Here is a 25,328-nt window from a genome sequence, read left to right on the forward strand (position 1 = left end):
CTCTCACCCGGAGAGTGCTAACGCCAATGATTAGCACTCGACCCCCTCGAGTGCAAGCGCCTCTCACGACTCGGAGCCGGGGAGTCCGTACGCACGGCCGTACGCACGAGGGGCCCGCATCCCTGTGGGATGCGGGCCCCTCGTGCGTGATGCGTCGGTGGCCGATCGCGCCGTGCTCAGCCGGCGAGCTTGACCATGTCCGCCTGCGGACCCTTCTGGCCCTGCGAGATCTCGAACTCGACTCGCTGACCTTCTTCAAGGGTGCGGTAGCCGTCCATCTGGATCGCGCTGTAGTGGACGAACACGTCCGCACCACCGTCGACCGCGATGAAGCCGTAGCCCTTCTCCGCGTTGAACCACTTGACGGTGCCCTGAGCCATGCCTAACTCCCCTGTTACTGGCCCTTGCGCAGGACCGCACTTCGCGGTCCCGGGTCAGAACTTGCGCCGGAACGCTTCGACCGCGGCTGAATGTATCCGGACCGACGCTGTCTGCAACAGGTCATTCCGACGAGAATTCAGGACACGCGGATACGTCGACATCCTGCGAAAACTCAGCAGATTCCCGGTCAACTCGGACGGGGCAAATCCCGCCCCAAGCCCCATACCGTGCACGCACTTTGGCCCAATGTCGCCCATCCGGTGACCCGCTCATATGCCGGAGGCACAAACAGCGGAGGGGACTACCCCAACCCTACCGCGCCCAACCAAGCAGAATTGCCCCCTCCGCTTTATGCGGAGGGGGCAATTCGGAAGAACTCCCGGCCCTAAAGGCCGGTCCGCACCGCGGTCAGCAGCCGCCCGCGACGGCCGGGATGATCGACACGCCGGCGCCGTCGGGCGTCACCGCTTCCAGACCGCCCTCGAAGCGGACGTCGTCGTCGTTCACGTACACGTTGACGAAGCGACGCAGCTTGCCCTGGTCGTCCAGGACGCGCGCGGCGATGCCCGGGTGGTTCGACTCCAGCGAGGCGATGACCTCGGCCAGGGTCGCGCCCTCGGCGGGCACCTCGGCCTGGCCGCCCGTGTAGGTGCGCAGGATGGTGGGGATGCGGACGTTGACGCTCATGGCTCTACTGCCTTCCGGGTGCGGGGGGATGGTCAGGCCAGGCCGGCGGCGCGGAACGCGTCCAGGCTCGGGCGGATGGTCGTGGTCTGGCCGGTGCCGGACACCGCTTCCAGGGTCTTGAGGCCGTCACCGGTGTTGAGGACGACCGTGGTCAGCGTGGGGTCGAGCAGACCGTTGTCGATCAGCTTCTTCGTGACGCCGACGGTCACGCCGCCCGCAGTCTCGGCGAAGATGCCCTCGGTCCGGGCGAGCAGCCGGATCGCGTCCACGACCTGCTCGTCGTTGACGTCCTCGACGAACCCGCCGGTGCGGCGCGCGATGTCCAGGACGTACGGGCCGTCGGCCGGGTTGCCGATCGCGAGGGACTTGGCGATGGTGTTCGGCTTCTGCGGGCGCACCACGTCGTGTCCGGCCTTGAAGGCGGAGGAGACCGGGGAGCAGCCCTCGGCCTGCGCGCCGAAGATCTTGTACGGCTTGTCCTCGACCAGGCCCAGCTTGATGAGCTCCTGGAGACCCTTGTCGATCTTCGTGAGCTGCGAGCCGGAGGCGATCGGGATCACGATCTGGTCGGGGAGCTGCCAGCCGAGCTGCTCGCAGATCTCGTAGGCGAGGGTCTTGGAGCCCTCGCCGTAGTACGGGCGCAGGTTGACGTTGACGAAGCCCCAGCCCTCGCCCAGCGGGTCGCCGATGAGCTCCGAGCAGAAGCGGTTGACGTCGTCGTAGTTGCCCTCGATGCCGACCAGGTCGCCTCCGTACACCGCGGCCATGACGACCTTGCCCTGCTCCAGGTCGTGCGGGATGAACACGCAGGAGCGGAAGCCGGCGCGGGCGGCGGCGGCGCCGACGGCGCCGGCCAGGTTGCCCGTGGAGGAGCAGGAGAGGGTGGTGAAGCCGAAGGCGCGGGCGGCTTCGACGGCGATCGCGACGACGCGGTCCTTGAAGGAGTGCGTCGGGTTGCCGGAGTCGTCCTTGACGTACAGCTTGCCGGTCACGCCCAGCGCCTCGGCGAGGTTGCGGGCGTCGACGAGCTTGGTGAAGCCGGGGTTCAGGCTGGGCTTGGCGGCCACGTCGGCGGGGACGGGCAGCAGCGGGGCGTAGCGCCAGATGTTGTCCGGGCCGGCCTCGATGCGCTTGCGCAGGGCCTCCACGTCTTCAGTGGATCCGGTACCGAGGGGCAGGTCGTACGCGACCTCGAGCGGGCCGAAACACTCGACGCAGGCGAAAATGGGTCCCAGGTCGAACCGCGTTCCGCACTCACGACAGGAGAGGGCGACGGCGGGACCGAGATCGACGGAAGCGACCGGCGCGGGGGTAACAGTCTGTACAGCCATGATGGCGAGGCCCTTTCTCCTCATCTTCCCCATGACGAACGTCGCCATGAGACGGAATTGGCACCTTCCCTAGCCGGGAGCCTCGCGGCGACGATGCGCACGAGACCGGCTGGAGGGTTGCCGGGGCTTCAACGGGCCGTGTCCCTCTGCCCCTCTGGATGAGCGGTATTCGATTGTCAGCGCGGCATTCGACCCCCGACATGCGATGGTCGTCCGCGTTGTTCAAGACTGTAACCGAAGGGGCGGGCGGGTGAGACAGCCGTCCGAACCGCGAGATGGATCACTTTTCGGTCATCCACGGATCAGGAAACAGGGGAGTACGGACCGTGCTGGATGAGGTGGAGCGCTGGCTGGCCAGCCGGTCCTGGTCGGCAGCCGACCGCCCGCTCGACCGGCTCCTCGCAGCCAAACGGGCTGCCGGGACGACGGTCAGCGTGGTGCTGCCCGCGCTCGACGAGGAGGCGACGGTCGGCGAGATCGTCGAGGTCGTCCGCCGTGAGCTGATCGAGGCGGTGCCGCTGGTCGACGAGCTGGTCGTGGTGGACTCCGGGTCCACGGACCGGACGGCCGAGGTGGCGGCGAAGGCCGGCGCGCGCGTGGTCCACCGCGACGCGATCCTGCCCCGCATACCGGCGCTGCCCGGCAAGGGCGAGGTGCTGTGGCGGTCCCTGCTGGTGACCACCGGGGACATCGTGTGTTTCGTCGACGCCGACCTGCGCGACTTCTCGGCCGACTTCGTCTCGGGGATCGTCGGGCCGCTGCTGACCGACCCGGACGTCCAGTTCGTCAAGGCGATGTACGACCGTCCGTTCGGCGCCGCCCCCGGTCAGGGCGGCCGTCCGGCCGGAGCCGAGCAGGGCGGCAGGGTGACCGAGCTGGTCGCCCGTCCGCTGCTCAACCTGCACTGGCCGCAGCTGGCCGGGTTCGTCCAGCCGCTGGGCGGCGAGTACGCCGTGCGCCGCTCCCTGCTGGAGCGGCTGCCGTTCCCGGTCGGGTACGGCGTCGAGATCGGCCTGCTGGTCGACGCCCTGCACACGGTCGGCCTGGACGCCCTCGCGCAGGTCGACGTCGGCGTGCGGATCCACCGCCACCAGGACGGCCTGGCGCTGGGCCGGATGGCGGCCGCGATCTACCGCACGGCGCAGCTGCGGCTGTCCCGCGGGCACCTGGTGCGGCCCGAGCTGACCCAGTTCGAGCGGGGCCCGGAGGGCTTCGTACCGCGGACGTACGCCGTGGACACGGAGGAGCGGCCGCCGATGCGGGAGATCCCGGAGTACGCCGTGCGGCGGGTGGCCTGACACGCCGTGCGGCACCCGGCCACGGCCCGGCGGAACGTTTGAGCGGAAGCGGGCCGGGCTAGGTTGGGCGCATGGCTTCCCAGGTGCTCGTCGCAGCGAACCGCGGTCCGCTCTCGTACGCCCTCGCCGAGGACGGCAGCCTCACGGCCCGCCGCGGCGGGGGCGGTCTGGTCTCCGGCCTGTCCGCCGCGCTGGCCCGCCAGCCGGACGCCCTGTGGGTGTGCGCGGCCCTCTCCGAAGCCGACCGGGAGGCGGTCCGCCGCGGCGTCTCCGAGCCGGGCGTGCGGATGCTCGACATCCCCCAGGCGGTCTACGACGACGCGTACAACGGCATCGCGAACTCCGTCCTGTGGTTCACCCACCACCACCTTTACGACGTTCCCCGCGAGCCGGTCTTCGACGCGGAGTTCCGCCGCCGCTGGGAGTCGTACACGGCGTACAACCGGGCGTTCGCCGAGGCGCTGGCCGAGGGGGCCGCCGAGGGCGCGGCCGTGCTGGTGCAGGACTACCACCTGGCGCTGGTCCCCGGGCAGCTGCGGGAGCTGCGCCCGGACCTGCGGATCGCGCATTTCACCCACACCCCGTGGGCCGCGCCGGAGTACTTCCGGATGCTGCCGCGGGACGTCCGCGAGGAGCTGGTGCGCGGGATGCTGGGGGCCGATCAGGCCGGCTTCCACACCCGGGCGTGGGCGGACGCCTTCCTCGGCTGCGCCGCGGAGGCCGGGGGCACCGGGAAGGACGGCGCGCCGGGGACGCGGGTGTCCGTGTACGCGCTGGGCGTGGACGGCGAGGAGCTGCGGGAGCTGGCGCACAGCCCGGCCGCCGAGGACCGGCTCGCCTCGCTGCGGGCGGAGGCCGGGGACTGCCGGACGATCGTGCGCGTGGACCGCACCGAGCTGTCGAAGAACATCGTGCGCGGCCTGCTCGCCTACCGGGAGCTGCTGCGCGAGCGGCCGGAGTGGCGGGGCCGGGTGGTGCACCTGGCGTTCGCGTACCCGTCGCGCCAGGACCTGGTCGTCTACCGCAGCTACACGGAGAGCGTGTCGCGGCTGGCGGAGGAGGTCAACGCGGAGTTCGGGACGGCGGACTGGAAGCCGGTGCACCTGTACGTGAAGGACGACTTCCCGCGCTCGCTGGCGGCGTACCGGCTGGCGGACGTGGCGCTGGTCAACCCGGTGCGCGACGGCATGAACCTGGTCGCCAAGGAGATCCCGGTGGTCTCCGACCAGGGCTGCGTCCTGGTGCTGTCCCGGGAGGCCGGGGCCTTCGCGGAGCTGCACGAGGACGCGCTGACCGTGAACCCGTACGACGTCTCGGAGACGGCGCGGGCCCTGCACGAGGCCCTGTCGATGCCCGGGCCGGAGCGGGCGGAGCGGACGAAGCGCCTGGCGTCGGCGGCGACGGCGCTCCCGCCCGCCCGCTGGTTCACCCGGCAGCTGGAGGACTTGCGGGCGGGCCGTCCGGCACGGTGACGGTGGTGCCGTCGCCGCCGACGGCCCGTGCCAGGGCGTCGAGGAAGCCGACGACCGAGGCCGGGCCGTCGAGGACCACGTCGGCGCGGCCGGCGAGCTCGGGGACCTCGGCCGAGCCGCTGCACACCAGCAGGCCGGGCAGGCCGTCGGCGCGCAGCTTCTCGACGGCGGCGAAGGCCGCGAGGTCGCCGAGGTCGTCGCCGGCGTAGAGGACGGCCTCCGCCTCCGTCTCGCTGAGGTACTCGGCGAGCGCGACGCCCTTGTCCATGCCGGGGGGCCGCAGCTCGAGGACGGCGCGGCCCGGTTCGAGGATCAGTCCGTGCCGGTGGGCGAGCCGGGCCAGCGGGGCGCGCAGCGCTTCGAAGGCGGCTTCCGGGTCGGCGGCCCGGCGGGTGTGGACGGCGACCGCCTGGCCCTTCTCCTCGATCCAGGTGCCCTGCCAGGCGCCCACGGCGTCCAGGGCGCCTGGCAGCTCGGCGCGGGCGGCGGCGACGCCGGGGTGGTCCGCAGGGGCCTGGACGAGGCCGCTGACGGCGTCCCAGCGCTCGGCGCCGTAGTGGCCGAGGACCGTGAGGTGCTCCAGGCCGGTGACGCCGGCGAAGCCGCCGTAGCGGACGGCGACGCCCGCGGGCCGGCCGGTGATCACGGCGACGGAGCGGACCTGCGGGGCGAGGGCGGCGAGGGCGGGTACGGCGCCCGGGTGGGCGCGGGCCCGCTCGGGGTCGGGCACGATCTCGGCGAGCGTGCCGTCGAAGTCGAGGGCGACGACGGCGCTGCGAGGTGCGCGCAGCAGGGCTGTGAGGCCCTCGCGTCCGGCGGCGGTGACGGGTATCGGCAGGCTTTCCGGACGGTGTGGATCCCGGCTGTGCGGATGGCTCCCCATGCCTTCGACCCTACTGGGCCTCAGCGCCGGGCGCGCCGGTCCTCGCGTATCCGCCGGAGGCGGTTGACGGTGGCGGGGGCGTGGGCCAGGGCGCGCGGGTCGTCGATCAGGGCGTTGAGCAGCTGGTAGTAGCGGACCGGGGACATCCGCAGGGTTTCGCGTATCGCGCGGTCCTTGGCGCCGGGGCCGGGCCAGCTGCGGCCCTCGTACGCGAGCACGGCGGCCTCGCGCTCGGTGAGTCCCGAGCGCTCCTGCCGCTCCTGCCCGTCGTCGGTCATGCTTCCCAACATAACCGCGGCCGCCGACACCCGGCCGGCCGCGGTCGGCCGGGTGTCGCCGGGCGGTGTCCGGGGTGGCGGAGGGCTCAGCCGCCGTCGGCCGAGCGCGCGGTCGTGGCGATGTCGTCCAGGGTCTTCTCCGGACGGCCGCCCTCCATGAACGCCTTGCCGATGTTCTGCTTGATGTTCTCGCTGACCGCCGCCCAGGACTTCTTGCCTACGGGGTAGAGCCTGGCGTTCGGCAGCGCGGCCAGGAACGTCTTGAGCCGCTCCGCGGAGGCGCCGGTGCTCGCCTGCATGGCGCGGTAGCCGCTGGTGGTGACGGGCAGCAGGTCGTACGTGCCGGTGAACTTGGTGACGTTCTTCTCCTCGTACATGAAGTCGAGGAACTTGCCCGCCTCCTTGCGGTGGCCGCCGCTCTTGAAGGCCATGACCCAGTCGGCGACGCCCATCGCCTGCGTCTCGCGGCCGTTCTCGGTGGGCAGCGGCACCATGCCGAACTTCACGCCCTTGGCCGCGGCCTGCTTCATCAGCGTGGGGTGGCCGTTGAGCATGCCGACCTCGCCGCGCGCGAAGGCGTCGAAGGCGTCCTGCCGGTTGAGCTGCCAGGGGGCGACCGGGCCGGTCAGCCCGGCGCCGTAGAGGCTGGTCTTGAGCCAGTCGAGCGTCTTGCGGTTCTCGGCCGAGTCGATGGCGTAGCTCTCGTCGCTGTCGGTGTAGCCGCCGCCTCCGGCGAGCAGCCACATCATCGTCTCGGCCTGGGCCTCCTCGCGGCCGAGCGGGAGCGCGAAGGGGGTCTTGGCGACGCCCTTGAGCTTCTTCGCGGCGGCCTCCAACTCGGCCCAGGTCGTGGGGGCGGCCTTGACGCCCGCCCGGTCGAACAGCTGCTCGTTGAAGAAGAGCAGCCGGGTGCTGGAGACGAAGGGCATGCCGTACTGGACCCGGCGGATCTTGCCGGCGTCGGCGAGCGGGCCGAGGAAGTCCGCCTCGGTCGTCACGGACAGCAGCTGGTCGGTCGAGTAGAGCTTGTCCTCGGCGGCGTAGTCGGCGTACGCGCCGATCTGCGCGATGTCGGGGGCGTTGCCGGCCTCGTCCATCTCGGCGACCTTGGCGTCGACCTCCTCCCAGGAGTAGACGCTCACCTCGACCTTGATGCCGGGGTGCTCGGCGGTGAAGGCGGCGGCGAGGTCGTCCCAGTACTTCTTCGAGGAATTCGACGGATTGTCACCGTAGTCGGCCGCCACGAGTCGCAGGGTCACCTCGTTGTCCCCGGTGACCGTTCCGCAGCCGCTCGCTGTCACGGCCATGGACAGTGCGGCGCCTGCGGCGGCCAGGTTCCGGTAGCGACGCTTCACAGCTTTTCCCACCCTTGTAGTCCCACTCGTTTCCCGTACGTCGTCCGTAAGGTCTACACCACCCCGGCCTTCCGCTTACAGGCGAGGGGGCGGACCGGGCACGGGGCGGGGTCCCGATTTTGTATGGCTGCTCAACAATCCCTCTCAGTGGACTAGACCTTTCCCCGTCCGACGCGCGAGACTATCCCCCGTGAAACCCGTGAAACACGTCATCGCCCTCGATGTGGGCGGCACCGGGATGAAGGCCGCCCTGGTCGGCGCGGACGGCACGCTCCTGCACGAGGCGCGCCGGGCCACCGGCCGCGCGCGCGGTCCCGAGGCCGTCGTCGAGTCGATCCTGGACTTCGCCGCCGAACTGCACGCCCTCGGCCGCGAGCGGTACGGGCAGAACGCCTCCGCCGCCGGAGTCGCGGTGCCGGGCATCGTCGACGCCGACCGCGGGATCGCCGTGTACGCGGCCAACCTCGGCTGGCGCGACGTACCGCTGCGCGCGATGCTCAGCGAGCGCCTCGGCGGACTGCCCGTCGCCCTGGGGCACGACGTCCGCACCGGCGGCCTCGCCGAGGGCCGGATCGGCGCCGGCCGGGACGCCGACCGCTTCCTGTTCGTCCCCCTGGGCACGGGCATCGCGGGCGCCATCGGCATCGCCGGACGGATCGAGGCCGGCGCACACGGGTACGCCGGCGAGATCGGCCACATCGTGGTCCGCCCCGGCGGACCCGCCTGCGGCTGCGGCCAGCACGGCTGCCTGGAGACCCTGGCCTCGGCCTCCGCCGTGACCCGCGCCTGGGCACGGGCCGGCGGCGACCCCGACGCGGACGCCGCGGACTGCGCGAAGGCCGTGGAGTCCGGCGACGCGAAGGCCCTCGCCGTCTGGGAAGAGGCCGTCGGAGCGCTCGCGGACGGACTGGTCACCGCCCTCACCTTGCTGGACCCGCGCACGCTGATCATCGGTGGCGGGCTCGCCGAGGCCGGGGAAACCTTGTTCACACCACTACGGACGGCCGTACGGGAACGCGTCACGTTCCAGCGGCTGCCGAACATCGTGCCGGCGGCCCTCGGGGACACCGCCGGATGCCTGGGCGCGGGCCTGCTCGCCTGGGACCTACTCGCCACGGAGGTATCCGCCTGATGTCCGGAAGCGCACACACCACCGTTCTCTCCGGCGCCAGGGTGGTGCTGCCGACCGGGATCGTCGAGAACGGCCGCGTGATCGTCGACGGCCCCCGGATCGCGGGCAGCGCCGCCGAGGGCGCACCGGCCGTCGACCTGTCCGGCCACTGGGTCGTCCCCGGCTTCGTCGACATGCACAACCACGGCGGCGGCGGGGCCTCCTTCACCTCCGGCACCGCCGAGGAGGTCCTGCGGGGCGTGCGCACCCACCGCGAGCACGGCACCACCACGCTCGTCGCCTCCACCGTCACCGGCGACCTGGCCGAGCTGGCCCGGCGCGCCGCGCTGCTCGCCGAACTCGCCCAGCAGGGCGACATCGCCGGCATCCACTTCGAGGGCCCGTTCATCTCCCCGTGCCGCAAGGGCGCGCACATGGAGGACCTGCTCCGCGACCCCGACCCGGCCGAGGTCCGCAAGCTCGTCGACGCCGCCCACGGACAGGCCCGGATGTTCACCCTGGCCACCGAGCTGCCCGGCGGGCTGGATTCCGTACGGCTGCTCGCCGAGCACGGCGTGATCGCCGCCATCGGGCACACCGACGCGACGTACGAGCAGACGCAGGACGCCATCGACGCGGGCGCCACCGTCGCCACCCACCTCTACAACGCGATGCCCGGCCTCGCCCACCGCGCACCCGGCCCGATCGCCGCGCTGCTGGAGGACGAGCGGATCACCGTCGAGCTGATCAACGACGGCACGCACCTGCACCCGGCCATGCTGGAGCTGGCCTTCCACCACGCGGGCGCCCACCGCGTCGCCCTGATCACCGACGCCATGGACGCGGCCGGCTTCGGCGACGGCACCTACGAACTGGGGCCGATGGCGGTCGAGGTCAAGGACGGCGTGGCCCGCCTCGTCGAGGGCGGCTCGATCGCGGGCTCGACCCTGACCCTGGACACCGCGTTCAAGCGGTCCGTCACCGTCGACCGGCTGCCGATCGAGTCGGTCGTCCAGGCCATCTCCGCCAACCCGGCCAAGCTCCTCGGGCTCTACGACCAGGTCGGCTCCCTGGACCCGGGCAAGTACGCCGACCTCGTCGTCCTCGACGGACAGTTCGAGCTCAAGGGCGTCATGCGCCGCGGCGAATGGATCGTCACGCCCCCCGCGGCCGGCCCGCAGAGCTGAGCCGACCGGCGGTATCAAGGCAGGCGGCCCGCCCACCTCCGAGTCACGCGGACTGGGCGGGCCGCCCTGCGTTTGGCATGATCCCGGCACCGAGACTGGGGGGTGCACCGATGATCCTGACCGTGACGCTGAACACCGCACTGGACGTGACGTACCACGTGCCGCGGCTGCAGGCCCACGCCTCGCACCGGGTCTCCGACGTCTCCGAACGGCCCGGCGGCAAGGGCGTGAACGTCGCCCGCGTGCTCGCCGCCCTCGGCCACCGGGTGACCGCCACCGGCTTCGCGGGCGGGCCCGTCGGCGAGGTCCTGCGCAGCTCGCTGGCCGGGATCTCCACCGTCGCGGACGCCTTCGTCCCCTGTGCCGGGACGACCCGCCGCACCCTGGCCGTCGTCGACGAGACCAGCGGGGACACCACCCAGTTCAACGAGTCCGGCCCGGTCATCACGCCCGCCGAGTGGGCCGCCTTCCTGACCCGCTACGAGGAACTCGTCGCCGGCGCCCGGGCCGTGGCCCTGTGCGGCAGCCTGCCCCCCGGCGTCCCCGTCGGCGCCTACGCCACCCTGATCCGCACTGCCCGCGCCGCCGGTACGCCCGTCCTGCTGGACACCAGCGGCGAACCGCTGCGCCGCGGGGTGGCCGCCCGCCCCGACATCGTGAAGCCGAACGCCGGCGAACTGGCCCAACTGACCGGGTCCCGCGATCCCTTGCCCGCCACCCTGGCCGCCCGCCGCCGCGGCGCCCACGCCGTCGTCACCTCCCTGGGCCCGGCCGGCCTGCTGGCCGCCACCCCCCAGGGCATCTGGCAGGCCGCCCCGCCCGCCCCGCTCCCCGGCAACCCCACCGGCGCCGGCGACTCCGCGGTGGCCGCCCTGCTCTCGGGCCTGGCCGAGAACCAGGACTGGCCCACCCGCCTGACCCGCGCCGTCGCCCTCTCGGCGGCAACGGTAAAGGCCCCCGCGGCGGGCGAATTCGACGCGGGGACCTATGAACTACTGCGCGAGACGGTCACGGTGACGGCGGGTTAAAGCGCAGGCCTGCAGCGCAGGCCGGGGACTCAGCCCGTGATCCAGAGCTGGTCGATGACGGCGTTGCACTTGTTGGACTGTTCGCACGAGACCTTGATGACGTTGGTGCCCTTGTTCAGGGTCACCTGGCCCCACGTGGTCTTCCAGCCGCTCTCCCAGTCGCCCTTCGGCGTGTTGCCGTAGTTCTTCATGCTGATGGGCTTGGGGTTCGCGCTGCCGTTGACCGCGACGGTGGCGTCGGCGTCTTCGCCCGGGACGGAATAGCGGAGGTTCATCCGGTACTGGCCGGCCTTCGCCACGTCCACGGTCCACGTCACTGCCGCGCCGACCGTGTTGAAGCCGCCGACGTAGGAGCCGCCGGCGCCCTTCGCGCCGGAGATGCCGGTCTGGATCTGGGCGCCGCCCGTCAGGGCCACGCCGGCGCCCGCTGCCGCGTCCGCCTGGGGGAGCTCGGCGCCGTCCTTCGACGGCTTGGGCTTCGGGGTCTTCTCACCCGGTGTCGCCGGGGCCTCGCTCACCGTGTCCGACGGCTTGTCGGCCTGGTCCTTGCCCTTGTCCTTGCCCTTGTCCGAGATAAGCGCCACACCGATGCCGATCACGACCGCGCCGACCACCGCGACCGCGGCGATCAGCATGCCCCGGCGGCTGGAGCCGCGCTGCGGCGGGACCGGCTGGGCGTAAGGCTGCTGGGCCGGGGCTCCGTAGCCGCCCGCCTGGAGGGTCTCCGGCGCCGGGTACTGCGGCTGCTGCTGGTACGGACCCTGGTGCGGGGGCTGGGCCTGCTGCGGTACGGCACCGCGCTGGCCGCCGTACGTGCGCTCGCCGACCGTGCGCACCTGGTTGTAGGAGGTCCGCGGAACGCCCGGCTGAGCACCGCCGACCTGGCCCGGGTAGCCGTAGCCGCCGCCCTGCGAGGGCGGGGTGGCACCGGCGGCCTGGCCGTCCGCGTAGAGGTACCCGAACGGGTCGTCATCCTCGGGCGTGTTCGCGCCGTTGTTCGGGCCGTTGTTCGCGGGCGTCGTCATCGCAGGTCATTCCTTTCGACCCACGGGAGCCTACCCCGAACACGTGCACCCACGGGCTCCGGATGGCCTCAGCCGGCCCGCCGGTGGGCCTTGGAGCGCGACCGCTTTTCGATGTACATGCGCTGGTCGGCGGAGCGCAGCACCTCATCTGCGGACATTCCGCAACTGGCCCAGCCGATGCCGAAACTCGCACCGACGCGGACCGCCCGCCCGTCCACCCGAATGGGCGGGATGATGGCGTTCCTGAGCCTGACGGCAAGATCGGCGGCGTCGGCCGCGCCGAGCCCGTCGGCGAGGACCACGAACTCGTCCCCGCCCAGCCGGGCCACCGTGTCCCCGTCCCGCACGCCGGTGGTGAGCCGGCGCGCGACCTCGATGAGCACGGCGTCCCCGGTGTGGTGCCCGAAGCGGTCGTTGATCGACTTGAAGCCGTCGAGGTCGCAGAAGAGGACCGCGAGGCCCTTCGTGCCGTCGTCGATGTCCGTGGCCGGGGCGACGGCGTGCACGTGGTGGTCGTACGGGCCGCCGGGGGTGCCCGCTCCGGCCGCCGCCGGGCTGCCCGCGAACTCGAAGGGGTCCGGGAAGCCGTCCGGCTGGAAGCCGTGCTCGCCCGGCTCCCCCTCGGGCCGGCCCTCGAACGCCGCGTCCAGCACCTCCACGGCCGTCGCCCGCACCGACTGTGGCCTTCGGCACAGCCGGGCGCCGAGCCGCGAGCGCAGCTCGGCGCTGTTGGGCAGCCCGGTCAGCGAGTCGTGGCTGGCCCGGTGTGCGAGTTGGAGCTCGTGCCGCTTGCGCTCCTCGATGTCCTCGACGTGGGTGAGGAGGAAGCGGGGGCCGTCCGCGGCGTCCGCGACGACGGAGTTGCGCAGCGAGACCCAGACGTACGTGCCGTCGCGCCGCCCGAGCCGCAGCTCGGCCCGGCCGCCCTCGGCGGAGGTCCGCAGCAGGGTGCCGATGTCCTCGGGGTGGACGAGATCGGAGAAGGAGTAGCGGCGCAGCACGGATGCGGGGCGGCCGAGCAGCCGGCACAGGGCGTCGTTGGTGCGCAGCAGTCGGCCGTGCTGGTCGCCGCCCATCTCGGCGATGGCCATGCCGCTGGGGGCGTACTCGAAGGCCTGCCGGAACGACTCCTCGCTGGCGCGCAGCGCCTGCTGTTCCCGTTCGAGCCGGACCAGGGCCCGCTGCATGTTCGCGCGGAGGCGGGCATTGCTGATCGCAATGGCCGCCTGGAAGGCGTACATCTGGAGTGCTTCGCGCCCCCATGCGCCCGGACGGCGTCCGTTGCGCGGCTTGTCGACCGAGATCACCCCGAGCAGTTCGCCGCCGGAGGCGTACATGGGGGCGTAGAGGCGGTCCTCGGGGTGCCACTCGTCCTCGAACCGCGGATCGGGGCCTTCCGTGTGCCACTGGGGTACGTCGTCCTCGAGCAGGACCCAGCCCTCGGTGTGCGGGATGAAGCGCAGGCCGTCCCACGACTCGCCCATGGACAGGCGGCGTTCCCAGGAGGAGCGGGAGCCGACGCGGCCGGTGATCAGGGCTTCGGCGGCGGGGTTCCCTGCGAAGGCGGCGACGACGAGATCACCGTCGGGGCGTACGAGGTTGACACAGGCGAGTTCGTAGCCGAGGCCCACGACGATGCCGTCCACGACCGTCTGCAGAGTGTCCGCCAGGCTCCTGGCCGTGTTGAGCTCGGCCACCACCTGGTGAAGCTGCCGCAGGGTCGCAAGACGGACGTACGGCTCCGACTCGGTCTCCATTGCTCGCTCTCCCCGAGACCTCGACAGCAACTCCAGGTTTGTCATCGGCGTTTCGTTGCGGTGTCCATTCCACTGAATCACAGTGAGCTGTTCCGCCGGTACACAGGGTCAACAAATCTTGCCCTCTGTGACTCAAGTCACATGAGATGAATTACAGCCTCCGCTTCACCTGGGAGCGCTCCCTGTCATTCCCGGAAGCAAACGATACGCCGCCGGACCTCCGCGCCTCGGGCGACAGCCCTAGGTCGCGGCTCGGCCTGAGGCCCGATGCGCCGCGCGGGGGGCCGAGACTAGCGTTCGGGACGTGCTGAAGACGAGACCTGTGACCCCTCATGCTGAAGGGGTGAGCAATGACGAGTTCCGCGCTGCGATGTCCCGGCTGGCGGCAGGCGTGGTACTGATCACCGCCAAGGAGCCTGCGCTGGGCGCCGGCGGACCGGCCGGCGAGGACGTCGGCATGACGGCCACCGCCTTCATGTCGGTGTCCCTGGACCCGCCGCTGGTACTGGTGAGCCTGCGCGAGGGGTCGCGGATGGACGACCTGCTGGAGGAACAGCCCCTGTGGGGGGTCTCGGTCCTGGCGGAGGGTCAGCTGAACGTCGCCTCGCGGTTCGCCATGAAGGGCCGGATCAGCGACCGGCTGCTGTTCGAGGACCTGCCGTACGTACGGGGCGAAGTGAGCGGTGCTCCGCTGATCGGCGGCGCCCTGGCGACGCTGGAGTGCCGTACGGAGTCACGGGTCGCGGCGGGCGACCACACCCTCGTCGTCGGCCGCGTCCTGAGCGCGTCCCTGCCCGCGGGCGACGGCCGCCCGCTCACCTACTTCAAGGGCCGCTACCGCCACTTGGACTGAAACGGCCCGCGGGTGGTGCACGGCCGCGGCCGTGCGGCTCACCAGTCGCGGCCGGTGCGGCCCCGCTTCGTCTCGCCGCGCGCCTTCTTCTCCCGCAGCCGGCGTTCGTTGATGCCCCGGGGGATCTTCGTCGCCCGCCGCGGCTTGGGCGGCGGGGCTGTCGCCTCCGCCAGCAGCGAGGCCAGCCGCACCGCGGCCATCTCGCGGTTGCGCCACTGCGACCGGTGCTCGGAGGCGCGCACGGTCACCACGCCGCCGACCAGCCGCGACGCGAGCCGCTCCAGCGCCCGCTGCTTCCACACCTCCGGCAGCGCCTTGGTGGCGGCGAGGTCGAAGCTCAGCTCCGCCTTCGAATCGGAGGTGTTGACGTGCTGCCCGCCGGGCCCCGAGGAGCGCGAGAAACGCCAGACGAGCTCGGACTCCGGCAGGGCGACCGAGCCGCGGATGACGTAGGGACCAGGCATGCCCCTATGATCCCGTGCCGGGCACCGGCCCGTCACCCGGTTTTGCGCCGCGCGGAACCCGCGGGCCCCCTCGCCACGTTATGAAGGTCAGCGATAACTTGACCGGCGTACGGTCATAGGACGAGGAAGAGGGACACCATGGCAGTAAGCCTGTCCAAGGGCGGAAACGTCTCGCTCACGAAGGAGGCCCCGGGCCTCACCGCCGTCACGGTCGGCCTCGGCTGGGACGTCCGGACGACGACCGGCGTCGACTTCGACCTCGACGCCTCGGCCATCGCGGTCAACGCGACCGGCAAGGTCGTCTCCGACGGTCACTTCGTCTTCTTCAACAACAAGTCCACCCCGGACCAGACCATCGTCCACACCGGCGACAACCGCACCGGCGAGGGCGCGGGCGACGACGAGGCCATCAACGTGAACCTCGCCGGCCTCCCGGCCGACGTCGACAAGATCGTCTTCCCGGTCTCGATCTACGACGCCGACTCCCGCGGCCAGAACTTCGGCCAGGTGCGCAACGCCTACATCCGCGTCGTGAACCAGGCCGGCGGCAGTGAAATCGCGCGCTACGACCTCTCCGAGGACGCCGCCACCGAGACCGCCATGGTCTTCGGCGAGCTGTACCGCAGCGGCGCCGAGTGGAAGTTCCGCGCGGTCGGCCAGGGCTACGCCTCCGGCCTCACCGGCATCGCCCAGGACTTCGGCGTCAACGTCTGACGCGTCTGACGTGATCTCGGGCCGGGCCCCCGCGAGCACCTGCTCACGGGGGCCCCGCCGCAGGGCCGCCCGTACGTGGTCCTGCGCCGGGCCCCTGCGGCCGGCACCCCGTCAGGGCAGGTCCGGCCTGCCCTCCCCGTACAGCCACGCCGCCCAGACGTCGCCCAGGTCGTGGCCCGTACGCTCCTCGGCGTACTCCGTGAACTCCTCGGTGTCGGCGTTCCCGTGCCGGTGGTCGGCCGCCCAGCCGCGCACCAGGTCGAAGAACGCCTCGTCCCCGACCTCCTGCCGGATCGCGTGCAGGACCATCGCCCCGCGGTAGTACACCGGGGCACCCGAAATGTGCTCGGGGCCGGGCGGATCGGCCGGCGGGAACTCCCAGACGGCGTCGGTGGCGTTCTCGTCCACGTCGGTGTCGCCCTCGTAGAAGGCGTCGAACAGCTCCTGCGCCGTGTAGCCGTCGTGGTCCTCCTGCCACAGCCACTCGGCGTACGTCGCGAAGGCCTCGTTCAGCCACATGTCCTGCCACGACTTCGGCGAGACGGAGTTGCCGAACCACTGGTGGGCCGTCTCGTGGACGACCAGCGGGACGTCGGGCGCACCGGAGAAGACCGGCCGGGTCTGGGTCTCCAGGGCGTAGCCCAGCGTGCCGTCGCCCTCGACGATCGCGCCGGCCGCGGAGAAGGGGTACGGGCCGAAGCGCTTCGCACCCCACTCGACGATCTCGGGCAGCCGGCCGAGCGCCCCCGCACTGTCCTTCTGCTCCTCGGGCACCACGGCGGTGTAGACGGGCACGCCGGAGGCGGTGCGGCCGGTGGAGACCTTGTACGGGCCGATGGCGGCGGTGGCGAGGTAGCTGGCCATCGGCTCGGCTCCGTGCCAGCGGAACGTCGTACGGCCGCCGTGGTCGACGCGGGACTGCAGGGTGCCGTTGGAGACGGCCTCGTACCCCTTCGGGACCGTGATCGCGATGTCGTAGCGGGCCTTGTCGCTGGGGTGGTGGTTGCCGGGGAACCACGCCATGGAGCCGACCGGCTCGCCGACGGCGACCGCGCCGTCCTCGGTCGGGATCCAGCCCTCCTCGGAGCCGTCCGGGTCCTTGAGGGTCCGCGGCTCGCCGGAGTAGCGGACGACCGTGCGGAAGGTCTCGCCCTTCTTCAGGTCGTCCGCCGGACGGACGGTGAGCTCCTGGCCGGCCCGGTTGAACCGGGCGCCCTTGCCCTCGACCCGGACGGACTCGACGTCCAGCCCGGCGAGGTCGAGGTTGAAGGAGCTCAGCCCCTGCGTCGCGGAAGCCGTGATCTCGGCGGTGCCGACCAGCTCCCCGGTCTCCGGGGAGTAGTCCAGGGTGAGGCCGTAGTGGCTGACCTCGTAGCCGCCGTTGCCCGCCCGCGGGAAGTACGGGTCCCGCAGCCCGGCCGCGCCCGGCCGCCCCTGCACCGTGCCGCCCGTGCACGCGGTCAGCGAGGCGAGCGCGAGCAGGGCGGCGGTGGCGGGGGCGGCGATCCGGAGGCGTGCAGGGTGGTCCACGCACTTGATCCTAAGCGGGGACCCCGCAACGGTACGGATCAGTTCCGGACGGATCGGGCCGGAGCGGATCGGTCCGGGACAGATCACTCCGGGACAGGTCAGTCCTGGACGGCCGCGATGCCGGCCTTGGCGTACTTCTCGTCCAGGTCGCCGCTGGGGGCGCCGGCGACACCGATGCCCGCGACGGGCGCGCCCTTGTACTGGACCGGGGCGCCGCCGCCGAGGAACAGGGTGCCCGGAATGTCCTTCAGGTTCGGGGCCTGAGCGAGGCGGCCGGCCAGGACGGACGTCGGGGCGTTCCAGGACACCGCGGTGAACGCCTTGCGCTCGGCGGACTCGTAGGACTGCGGGCCCGCACCGTCGCCGCGGAGGGTGACGATGGTGTTCCCGTTGCGGTCCACGACGGCGACCGTGACGCGCTGGTTCTCGTCCTCGGCGGCCTCCAGGGCGGCCTTGGCGGCGCGGGTGGCGGCGTCGATCGACAGGTGCGTCGAGGTGGTGAAGGTGCCCTTGTCGTCCTTCTTGGCAGCCAGGGCCGGGGCGGCGGGGGCGGCGCTGGCGGTCATGGCGCCGAACGTGCCGGCACCGAGGGCGGCCGCCACGGCGGCACCGGTCAGAACGCGGGTACGGGTCTTCATGGGGTGCTCCTGGGTTCGCTGGAGAGTCGTTCGCAGGTCGGGACCCCTGCGCTGTCGTCCCTTCGATCCTGGTGCCGGAACCCGCCCCCGCCCGTCGCCGTACCGGCTGCCGCTGCGGTCCGATCCGGTTGACCCCGGGGTCAGCCGATCGGCTGATGCGCCACCCCCCGGCGGGGTGGGGAGATGATGGCCAGGCGGTACGACGACGGAAGGCACCCCATGGCACAGCGCAGCGCGGACGGCGTCCGCGCCCTCGCCACCGTCGCGCACGCCGCGTTCTTCCTGCTGCTGGGCGCGTCCCTGGCCCGGTTCCTGCTGCGGCACCCGGGCGAGCCGCGCACCCCGTGGATCCTGGCGCTGAGCCTGACCCTCGCGCTGCTGTACGTCCTCGGACCGGTCCTCGGGCCCGTGCTCGGCGCCGCCCCCACCCGCCGCCGCTTGGTCTGGCTGGGGCTGGTCGTGGCCGTGTGGGTGGTGCTCGTCCTGCTCGCGCCCAGCTTCGCCTGGTGCGCCGTGCCGCTGTTCTTCACCGCGCTGCGGACCCTGCCGCCGCGGCCCGCCGTCGTGCTCGTCGCCCTGCTGACGGCCTTCGTGGTGGCCGCGCAGCTGCGGCTGGCCACGGTCTTCGACCCGAACCTCTTCCTCGCGCCGCCCGCGGTGGCGGCCCTCGCCACCGCCGTGTTCGTCCACATGGAGCGCCAGGCCCGGGAACAGCGCGAGCTGATCGACGACCTCATCCGGACCCGCCGCGAGCTGGCCGCCACCGAGCGCCGCGAGGGCACCCTCGCGGAGCGGCAGCGGCTGTCCATGGAGATCCACGACACGCTCGCCCAGGGCCTGTCCAGCCAGCAGATGCTGCTCCAGGCCGCCGAGCGCACCTGGGACAGCGACCCGGGCACCGCACGCGCCCACGTGCACACCGCCGGAGAGATCGCCGCGCGCGGGCTGGCGGAGGCCCGGCGGCTGGTCGCGGACCTGGCCCCGCCGCAGCTGGCCGACGGCGCCGCGCTGGCCGACGCGCTGCGGGCGCTGGACGCGGGCCCGGAGGTCACCGTCCGCTTCCACCTGGAAGGCGTGCCCGTCGAGCTGCCGGACCGCACCGAGTCGGCGCTGCTGCGCATTGCGCAGGGCGCGCTGGCGAACGTCCGAGAGCACGCGGGGGCCCGTACGGCCGCGCTGACGCTGAGCTTCCTCGGCGACCAGGTGGTCCTGGACATCGCCGACGACGGGCGCGGCTTCACCCCGGCGCGGGCGGGCGGACCCGCGGCGGGCCCGGACCGCGGCCACGGGCTGCCCGCGATGCGCGCGCGGGTGCGGCAGCTGGGCGGCACCCTGACCGTGGAGTCGGCGCCCGGCGAGGGCACCGTCCTGTCCGTCTCGATCCCCGTCCCGGAGAACCTGCGATGACCCCGAACGCCAGGCCGAGCCTGACGATCCTGCTGTGCGACGACCACGCGGTGGTACGGGCGGGGCTGCTGGCCCTGCTCGGCAGCGAGCCCGACATCGAGGTGGTGGGCGAGGCGGGCAGCGGCGAGGAGGCCGTGGCGCTGGCGGCGAAGCTGCGCCCGGACGTGGTCCTCATGGACCTCCAGCTGGGCGAGGGCATCGACGGGGTGGAGGCGACGCGCCGGATCACGGCGTCGCCCGGCGCTCCGCACGTGCTGGTGCTGACCACGTACGACACGGACGCCGACATCACGCGGGCGATCGGGGCGGGGGCGACCGGCTACCTCCTCAAGGCGGAGCGGCCGGAGGAGCTGTTCGCGGCGATCCACGCGGCGGCGCAGGGGCGTACGGCGCTCTCCCCGCCGGTCGCGAGCCGGGTGATGGCGCAGATGCGCGGCACGCGGCCCACGCTGACGGACCGTGAGCTGGACATCCTGGGGCAGCTGGCGCACGGGCTGGGCAACCGGGACATCGCCCGGGCGCTGTTCATCAGCGAGGCGACGGTCAAGACGCACCTGGGCCGGATCTACGACAAGCTCGGCGTGGACACGCGGGCGGGCGCGGTGGCGGTGGCCAAGGAGCAGCGCCTGCTGTCCTGAGGCCGGAGGCCTCCGGTCCGGGGTCGGATTCCGGACATCGTTGACCCGAGTTCGGACAACCACCCGCCCGGCATTGTCGTAGACCTGTCAACAGCCCCTCCTTCGCTGGCACTCTCACTGCCGCCGCCACCCGGCCCCAGCGAAGGAGCCCGAGTGACCCACCCGCAGTCCACTCCCCGCACCCGCCGCCTCCCCCTCACCGCCCCGGCCGCAGCCCTCGCCGTCGCCGTCGCCGCCACGGCCCTCGGCCCGCAGGCCGCAGCAGCAGGCACCAAGAACGCCGACACCGGCTCCGCCGCACCCGTCGAGCGGCTCGTCGTCCGCGAGGTGCTCACCGACCCCGACGGCACCGTCCACACCCGCTACGACCGGACGTACGCCGGACTCCCCGTGCTCGGCGGCGACCTGATCGTCCACCGGCGCCCCGACGGCACCCGCACCACCACCCGCGCCGGCGCCGCCCGCATCGCGCTGCCCGCCACCGCCGCCGCCACCCCCGGCACCGCCCCCGACGGGGCCCGCCAGGTCGTCTGGGCGGGCGGCACCGGCACCCCGGTCCTCGCCTGGGAGACCGTCCGCCGCACCGTGCGCCCCGACCAGACCCCGGCCGAGCTGCACACCGTCACCGACGCCACCACCGGACGGCTGCTGAGCAGGTACGACACCGTCGCCACCGGCACCGGACACAGCCAGTACGCGGGCACCGTCACCCTCGGCACGTACTTCAACGGCTCCCTGTACGAACTGCACGACAAGCAACGCGGGGGCCAGAAGACCTACGACATGGGCGGCGGCACCACCGGCAGCGGCCTCTTCAAGGACGCCGACGACGTGTGGGGCGACGGCACCCGGCGCCACCGCCAGACCGCCGGAGTCGACGCCCACTACGGCGCCGCCACCGCATGGGACTTCTACAAGACCCTGTTCAACCGCCGCGGAGTCCGCAACGACGGCGTCGGCATCACCTCCCGCGTGCACTACGGCAACAACTTCGGCAACGCCTTCTGGGACAACAGCTGCGCCTGCGTGACCTACGGCGACGGCGCGCCCGGCCAGGGCCCGCTCACCAGCCTCGACATCGCGGGCCACGAGATCACCCACGGCGTCCTCACCGCCCTCGGCGTCCTCGGCTACTCCGGCGAAGGCGCCGCCCTCGCCGAGGCCAGCGCCGACATCATGGGCACCGGGATCGAGTTCCACGCGGACAACGCCACCGACGTCGGCGACTACCACATCGGCGAACGCGTCCTGCCCGCCCCGCTGCGCACCATGGACCTCCCCAGCCGCGACGGACACTCCCGCGACTACTGGTCCAAGGACATCGCCTCGATCGACCCGCACTACGGCTCCGGCCCCGCCGAGCACTTCTTCTACCTGCTCTCCGAAGGCAGCGGACCCAAGGTGATCAACGGGGTCTCCTACGACTCCCCCACCCACGACGGGTCCCGGCTGACCGGCATCGGCCGCGAACAGGCCCTGCGGATCTGGTACCGGGCCCTGAGCCTCTACTTCACTTCCCGCACGAACTACGCCACCGCCCGCACCGCCACCCTCTCCGCGGCCGCCGACCTCTACGGCGCCGGCAGCACCGAACAGCTCGCCGTCGCCGCCGCCTGGAAAGCAGTCAACGTCCGGTAGCGGCCACAGCCTCACGGGCCGCGCGGTGCAAACCCCGCGCGGCCCGTGACACCATCGGTGACGTGCTCGACATCGGTTACTCCCTCTCCCGGCGCTTCCCGGACCCCCCGCAGACCGACTACCGGACCGCGGACGTCCACGCCCTGCGCCACGACCTCTTCTGCGGCGACGTCTACCTCGCCGACGCCAAGGCGGACCGCGAGGTGTCCACAGCCTGGGGATGGGTGCCCGTACTCGACTTCGCCTGGGCCCTGTGCGACATCGTCGAGCAGCTCGACCAGGACCCGCGCGGCAGCCGCTCCGCCGAGCGCCAGTACGCCGAACTCGACTTCACCGAGTCCACCGACTGCATCCTCTTCGAGCGCCGCTTCGGCTGGGTCGACATCGAGGCCGACTGGATGGCCGCGGAGGAACCCCCGCTCACCTTCAGCCACCGGCTGCTGCGCCGCGAGGCCCGCGACTTCCTCCACGACCTGATCGCCGACCTCACCGACATGCACGACGGCCTCGCCGACAACCCGGCGATCTGGACCCTCCAGTCCCGGTTCCCCCGCGTCACCTGATCACGGCTCGACCCGCACGCCCATCTGCGCGGCGAAAGCCGGCGCCAGATCCACCAGCTGCGCGGGGCTGATCACCGCGCCCGCCAGCCGGTCCACCCCCCGCGCGATGTCCAGCTCGGACACCGCCCGCAGATCGACGTCCTTCATCCGCGCCCCGGAGAAGTCCGCCCGCACCAGGACGCAGTCCCGGAACTCCACCCGCTCCAGCACCGCCTCCCCGAAGTCCGGCTCGGCCAGCACACAGCCCTCGAAGACCACGTCCTTGAGCCGGGCCGCCCGCAGGTTCAGGTAGTCGAGCTTCCCGCCGCGCACCCACACCCGCTCCAGCGCCGCCCCGTACAGCTGCACCCCGCCCAGCCGGGCGTCCAGCAGCTCCACGTCGCGCAGCGAGGCATGCGCCAGGTCCGTACCCACCCCGCGCACCCCCGACAGCACCGAGTCGAGGAAACGCGCCTTCGTCAGCGCCGCCTCGTCCAGCGAGCAGCCGTACACCCCGCAGTCCATGAACCGGGCCCCGGGCGCCTCCTGCCCCGCCAGGTCCAGATCCCGGAACTCCAGCGCGTCGTAGTCCCCGTCCGGCTCCAGCTCCCCGGCGAACGCCACCAGCCCCGGCAGCCGCACCTCCGGCCGCCGCGCCACCCTGATCTCTGCCATCCGCCCATCATGGCCGAAAAGACTTCCGCACCGATGTCACAACCGGCAGCCCCCCACCCGTCCCCTCATCGAAAGCACCGCACACCAGCAGAGGAGATGGGAACCATGGAGCAGCTCACCGTCATCGGAGGCGGCTTCGCCGGACTGGTCGCGGCCATCAGCGCCGCCGAGGCCGGCACCCGCGTCACCGTGTACGAGTCGCACCGCACCCTCGGCGGCCGCGCCCGCACCGCCGACGGCCCGTACCGCACCAACGAAGGCCCGCACGCCTTCTACAACGCCGGCCCGCACTGGACCTGGCTCGCCGAACGCGACCTCATCGGCCCGCTCGCCCCCGTCTCCCCCCTCGACGCCACCCGCCTGCGCGTGCACCGCGGCGGCCGGCTGCGCGCCCTGCCCCCGCTGTCCCTCCTGCGCCTCGCCCGCCGTCCCGCCACCGACGCGCCCGTCGACCGCGACTTCCACAGCTGGGCCGCCGGCATCATCGGCGACGAGGACGCCCGAGCCGTCTCCCACGCCCTCGCCGTCGCCCTCTTCCACCACGACGTCGGCTCCCTCTCCGCCGCCTTCGTCCAGGAACGGCTGCGCCGCGTCGCCAAGCTGTCCCCGGAGGCCCGCTTCCCGCGCGGCGGCTGGCAGTCCGTGATCGACCGGATGGCGGCCCGCGCCCGGCAACTGGGCGTCGCCGTCGAGACCGGCGCCCGCATCGACGAGGTCCCCGCCGGACCCGTCGTCGTCGCCACCTCCCTGCCCGCCGCCCGCAAGCTGCTCGACGACCCGTCCCTGACCTGGGAGAGCGGCCGCACCGTCCTCCTCGACCTGGCGCTGCGCACCCGCCGCGGCGACCTGTACGCACTCGCCGACCTGGACGAGCCCGGCTGGATCGAGCGGTTCACCACCCAGGACGAAACCCTGGCCCCCGCGGGGGAGCAGCTGATCCAGGCCCAGCTGCCCATCGGCCCGGACCAGCCGAAGTCGGTGGGCATCGCCCGCGCCGAACGGCTCCTGGACCTCGGCTACCGCGGCTGGCGCGAGCGCACCACCTGGCGCCGCGAAGCCGTGGCCACCGGCCGTACCGGCGCCGTGGACCTGCCCGGCACCACCTGGCGCGACCGGCCCGCCGTGAACCGCGGCGACGGCGTCTACCTGGCGGGCGACCAGGTCGCCGCGCCGGGCGTCCTGGCCGAGGTGTCGTTCAACAGCGCCATCGAGGCCGTCTCCCTGGCCCTGCGCGCCCACCGGCGCCTTGACCTCAAGTCCGCTTGAGGGAGTTGGCTGCATCCGTAGCCGACCACGAAGGAGCCCCGCCATGCACGCCGTACGCCTCCACGCCTTCGGTCCCGCCGAGAACCTCGCGTACGAGCAGACCGACGACCCGGTGCCGGGTCCGGGCCAGGTGCGCATCGCGGTCGCCGCGGCGGGGGTCCACCTCCTCGACACCGCCCTGCGGGCCGGACAGGCGGGCGGTCCGCTCGCCCTCCCCGAACTGCCGACCGTCCCGGGCCGCGAGGTGGCCGGCACGGTCGACGCCCTCGGGGAGGGCACCGACCACGCCTGGCTGGGCAAGCGCGTCGTCGCCCACCTCGGCCCGGCCCCCGGCGGGTACGCGGAACTCGCCGTGACCGACGCCGGCCGCCTGCACGAGATCCCGGGCGCGCTCGACGAGGCCGAGGCGGTCGCCATGATCGGCACGGGCCGCACCACGCTGGGCATCCTCCAGTTCGCGGACCTCGGGCCGGACTCGATCGCCCTCGTCCCCGCCGCGGCGGGCGGCATCGGCACCCTCCTGGTCCAGTACGCCCACCGCGCCGGCGCCACCGTCATCGGCCTGGCCGGCGGCCCCGCCAAGACCGCCCGGGTCGCGGCGAACGGCGCCGACCTGGCCGTGGACTACACACGGCAGGACTGGCCGGAACAGGTCCGCGCCTTCCTCGGCGACCGCCGGGCCACGGTCCTCTTCGACTCGGTGGGCGGCGAGCCGGGCCGGGCCGCGGTCGACCTCCTCGGCCCGGGCGGCCTCCACCTGGTCTTCGGCTGGTCCGCGGGCACCGGCCCCCTGACCCTCACCGAGGACGAACTGACGGCCCGCGGCCTCACCAGCCGCTTCGTCCTCGGCCCGCCGATGCTCGCCGCCGCCGGTGGCCCGGATCCCCTCCGCACCCTGGAAACGCGCGCCCTGGCCCTCGCCGCCGAGGGCCGCCTCCGCCCGGCCGTCCACCGCTTCCCCCTCGCGGCCGCGGCCGCGGCCCACCGGGCCCTGGAATCCCGCGGGACGACGGGCAAGGTCATCCTGGAACCGGTCCGCTGCGCTTAGCCCGGCGGGCGGGGGTGCGGTACCGGTCCGGCCGCGGCCCGGCGGGGGCTGCGCCCGCGCTCCGCGCGGGCTGGGGACACCCACCCGCACCACCCGTGCGGCCGGGAGGGCATCGCTGAGGT

General features: G+C 72.9%; 25 protein-coding genes and 1 riboswitch. Of the genes, 13 read left to right on the forward strand and 12 right to left on the reverse strand.

Translation table 11 applies throughout. The annotated features are described in order from the left end of the window. Nucleotides 1-176 precede the first annotated feature (176 nt). The 3 genes from ACZ7H1_RS31115 to thrC all read right to left on the reverse strand — a co-directional run bounded on the left by ACZ7H1_RS31115 (nucleotide 177) and on the right by thrC (nucleotide 2,399). Nucleotides 177-380 (reverse strand): cold-shock protein, encoded by a 204-nt coding sequence (locus tag ACZ7H1_RS31115; protein ID WP_031073244.1) that lies wholly within the window; start codon nucleotides 378-380, stop codon nucleotides 177-179. A 409-nt stretch (nucleotides 381-789) separates the two neighbouring features. Then, nucleotides 790-1,068: a MoaD/ThiS family protein gene (locus tag ACZ7H1_RS31120; protein WP_470791131.1), complete on the reverse strand. Its 279-nt coding sequence runs from the start codon at nucleotides 1,066-1,068 to the stop codon at nucleotides 790-792. Nucleotides 1,069-1,100: 32 nt separating this feature from the next. Further along, complete coding sequence (gene thrC, locus ACZ7H1_RS31125; protein WP_470791133.1) at nucleotides 1,101-2,399, reverse strand: threonine synthase; 1,299 nt, start codon at nucleotides 2,397-2,399, stop codon at nucleotides 1,101-1,103. A 17-nt stretch (nucleotides 2,400-2,416) separates the two neighbouring features. Next, nucleotides 2,417-2,564, reverse strand: a riboswitch (SAM riboswitch). Nucleotides 2,565-2,725: 161 nt separating this feature from the next. Between thrC and ACZ7H1_RS31130 the strand changes: the two genes are divergently transcribed. Beyond that, nucleotides 2,726-3,697: a glucosyl-3-phosphoglycerate synthase gene (locus tag ACZ7H1_RS31130; protein ID WP_470791134.1), complete on the forward strand. Its 972-nt coding sequence runs from the start codon at nucleotides 2,726-2,728 to the stop codon at nucleotides 3,695-3,697. Between the two features lie 71 nt (nucleotides 3,698-3,768). After that, the gene (locus tag ACZ7H1_RS31135; protein ID WP_470791136.1) at nucleotides 3,769-5,169 is read left to right on the forward strand and encodes an alpha,alpha-trehalose-phosphate synthase (UDP-forming); all 1,401 of its coding nucleotides are present in this window, start codon (nucleotides 3,769-3,771) and stop codon (nucleotides 5,167-5,169) included. Here the strand turns inward: ACZ7H1_RS31135 and otsB are convergent. The 3 genes from otsB to ACZ7H1_RS31150 all read right to left on the reverse strand — a co-directional run bounded on the left by otsB (nucleotide 5,123) and on the right by ACZ7H1_RS31150 (nucleotide 7,697). Next, nucleotides 5,123-6,052: a trehalose-phosphatase gene (otsB, locus tag ACZ7H1_RS31140; protein WP_470791137.1), complete on the reverse strand. Its 930-nt coding sequence runs from the start codon at nucleotides 6,050-6,052 to the stop codon at nucleotides 5,123-5,125. The two genes, ACZ7H1_RS31135 and otsB, sit on opposite strands and share 47 nt — an antisense overlap. A 20-nt stretch (nucleotides 6,053-6,072) precedes the next feature. Next, entirely contained in the window at nucleotides 6,073-6,330 is a 258-nt protein-coding gene (locus ACZ7H1_RS31145) for a DUF3263 domain-containing protein (protein WP_470791139.1), read from the reverse strand. A gap of 86 nt (nucleotides 6,331-6,416) precedes the next feature. Next, nucleotides 6,417-7,697, reverse strand: coding sequence for an extracellular solute-binding protein (locus tag ACZ7H1_RS31150; RefSeq protein ID WP_470791140.1), 1,281 nt, complete (start codon nucleotides 7,695-7,697; stop codon nucleotides 6,417-6,419). A gap of 226 nt (nucleotides 7,698-7,923) precedes the next feature. Between ACZ7H1_RS31150 and ACZ7H1_RS31155 the strand changes: the two genes are divergently transcribed. From ACZ7H1_RS31155 to ACZ7H1_RS31165, 3 genes are all read left to right on the forward strand, one after another. Further along, nucleotides 7,924-8,817, forward strand: coding sequence for an ROK family protein (locus ACZ7H1_RS31155; protein WP_470791165.1), 894 nt, complete (start codon nucleotides 7,924-7,926; stop codon nucleotides 8,815-8,817). Then, nucleotides 8,817-9,983 carry an N-acetylglucosamine-6-phosphate deacetylase gene (gene nagA, locus ACZ7H1_RS31160; RefSeq protein ID WP_470791142.1) on the forward strand — a complete coding sequence of 389 codons (1,167 nt, stop codon included), beginning with the start codon at nucleotides 8,817-8,819 and terminating at the stop codon, nucleotides 9,981-9,983. Before ACZ7H1_RS31155 ends, nagA begins: the two co-directional genes overlap by 1 nt. Before the next feature lie 110 nt (nucleotides 9,984-10,093). Next, the gene (locus tag ACZ7H1_RS31165) at nucleotides 10,094-11,011 is read left to right on the forward strand and encodes a 1-phosphofructokinase family hexose kinase (protein ID WP_470791144.1); all 918 of its coding nucleotides are present in this window, start codon (nucleotides 10,094-10,096) and stop codon (nucleotides 11,009-11,011) included. Between the two features lie 29 nt (nucleotides 11,012-11,040). Here the strand turns inward: ACZ7H1_RS31165 and ACZ7H1_RS31170 are convergent, their stop codons facing one another. Together ACZ7H1_RS31170 and cdgB are read right to left on the reverse strand one after the other, a co-directional pair. Next, nucleotides 11,041-12,036 carry a CBM35 domain-containing protein gene (locus tag ACZ7H1_RS31170; RefSeq protein WP_470791145.1) on the reverse strand — a complete coding sequence of 332 codons (996 nt, stop codon included), beginning with the start codon at nucleotides 12,034-12,036 and terminating at the stop codon, nucleotides 11,041-11,043. A gap of 68 nt (nucleotides 12,037-12,104) precedes the next feature. Beyond that, complete coding sequence (cdgB, locus tag ACZ7H1_RS31175) at nucleotides 12,105-13,793, reverse strand: diguanylate cyclase CdgB (protein WP_470791146.1); 1,689 nt, start codon at nucleotides 13,791-13,793, stop codon at nucleotides 12,105-12,107. Nucleotides 13,794-14,163: 370 nt separating this feature from the next. Between cdgB and ACZ7H1_RS31180 the strand changes: the two genes are divergently transcribed. After that, the gene (locus ACZ7H1_RS31180) at nucleotides 14,164-14,646 is read left to right on the forward strand and encodes a flavin reductase family protein (RefSeq protein WP_470791166.1); all 483 of its coding nucleotides are present in this window, start codon (nucleotides 14,164-14,166) and stop codon (nucleotides 14,644-14,646) included. Between the two features lie 38 nt (nucleotides 14,647-14,684). On the opposite strand, the gene arfB is transcribed toward ACZ7H1_RS31180, so the two are convergent. After that, nucleotides 14,685-15,110, reverse strand: a complete 426-nt coding sequence (gene arfB, locus ACZ7H1_RS31185; protein WP_470791148.1) for an alternative ribosome rescue aminoacyl-tRNA hydrolase ArfB — start codon at nucleotides 15,108-15,110, stop codon at nucleotides 14,685-14,687. A gap of 138 nt (nucleotides 15,111-15,248) precedes the next feature. Between arfB and ACZ7H1_RS31190 the strand changes: the two genes are divergently transcribed. Then, entirely contained in the window at nucleotides 15,249-15,824 is a 576-nt protein-coding gene (locus ACZ7H1_RS31190) for a TerD family protein (RefSeq protein ID WP_470791150.1), read from the forward strand. A 111-nt stretch (nucleotides 15,825-15,935) separates the two neighbouring features. Here ACZ7H1_RS31190 and ACZ7H1_RS31195 read toward each other — a convergent pair whose 3' ends face one another. Together ACZ7H1_RS31195 and ACZ7H1_RS31200 are read right to left on the reverse strand one after the other, a co-directional pair. After that, entirely contained in the window at nucleotides 15,936-17,354 is a 1,419-nt protein-coding gene (locus ACZ7H1_RS31195) for a M1 family metallopeptidase (RefSeq protein ID WP_470791151.1), read from the reverse strand. Nucleotides 17,355-17,452: 98 nt separating this feature from the next. Then, nucleotides 17,453-17,992 (reverse strand): GlcG/HbpS family heme-binding protein, encoded by a 540-nt coding sequence (locus ACZ7H1_RS31200; protein ID WP_470791152.1) that lies wholly within the window; start codon nucleotides 17,990-17,992, stop codon nucleotides 17,453-17,455. A 186-nt stretch (nucleotides 17,993-18,178) separates the two neighbouring features. On the opposite strand from ACZ7H1_RS31200, the gene ACZ7H1_RS31205 reads away from it, so the two are divergent. The 4 genes from ACZ7H1_RS31205 to ACZ7H1_RS31220 all read left to right on the forward strand — a co-directional run bounded on the left by ACZ7H1_RS31205 (nucleotide 18,179) and on the right by ACZ7H1_RS31220 (nucleotide 22,238). Then, nucleotides 18,179-19,399: a sensor histidine kinase gene (locus tag ACZ7H1_RS31205; protein ID WP_470791168.1), complete on the forward strand. Its 1,221-nt coding sequence runs from the start codon at nucleotides 18,179-18,181 to the stop codon at nucleotides 19,397-19,399. Continuing rightward, on the forward strand, nucleotides 19,396-20,037 hold the full coding sequence (locus ACZ7H1_RS31210) for a response regulator (protein WP_470791154.1): 642 nt from the start codon (nucleotides 19,396-19,398) through the stop codon (nucleotides 20,035-20,037). The genes ACZ7H1_RS31205 and ACZ7H1_RS31210 overlap by 4 nt, the downstream gene beginning before the upstream one ends. Before the next feature lie 84 nt (nucleotides 20,038-20,121). Beyond that, on the forward strand, nucleotides 20,122-21,675 hold the full coding sequence (locus tag ACZ7H1_RS31215) for a M4 family metallopeptidase (RefSeq protein ID WP_470791169.1): 1,554 nt from the start codon (nucleotides 20,122-20,124) through the stop codon (nucleotides 21,673-21,675). A 62-nt stretch (nucleotides 21,676-21,737) separates the two neighbouring features. Then, nucleotides 21,738-22,238, forward strand: coding sequence for a hypothetical protein (locus ACZ7H1_RS31220; RefSeq protein WP_470791155.1), 501 nt, complete (start codon nucleotides 21,738-21,740; stop codon nucleotides 22,236-22,238). Here ACZ7H1_RS31220 and ACZ7H1_RS31225 read toward each other — a convergent pair whose 3' ends face one another. Further along, nucleotides 22,239-22,892 (reverse strand): pentapeptide repeat-containing protein, encoded by a 654-nt coding sequence (locus tag ACZ7H1_RS31225; RefSeq protein WP_470791157.1) that lies wholly within the window; start codon nucleotides 22,890-22,892, stop codon nucleotides 22,239-22,241. A 105-nt stretch (nucleotides 22,893-22,997) separates the two neighbouring features. Here ACZ7H1_RS31225 and ACZ7H1_RS31230 point away from each other — a divergent pair, with 105 nt between their 5' ends. Together ACZ7H1_RS31230 and ACZ7H1_RS31235 are read left to right on the forward strand one after the other, a co-directional pair. Next, a complete protein-coding gene (locus ACZ7H1_RS31230) occupies nucleotides 22,998-24,158 on the forward strand; it encodes an FAD-dependent oxidoreductase (RefSeq protein WP_470791158.1) in 1,161 nt (386 codons plus the stop codon). A gap of 43 nt (nucleotides 24,159-24,201) precedes the next feature. Continuing rightward, entirely contained in the window at nucleotides 24,202-25,206 is a 1,005-nt protein-coding gene (locus ACZ7H1_RS31235; protein ID WP_470791160.1) for a zinc-binding dehydrogenase, read from the forward strand. Nucleotides 25,207-25,328 lie beyond the last annotated feature (122 nt).

The organism is Streptomyces sp. NPDC037401, assembly GCF_055602345.1.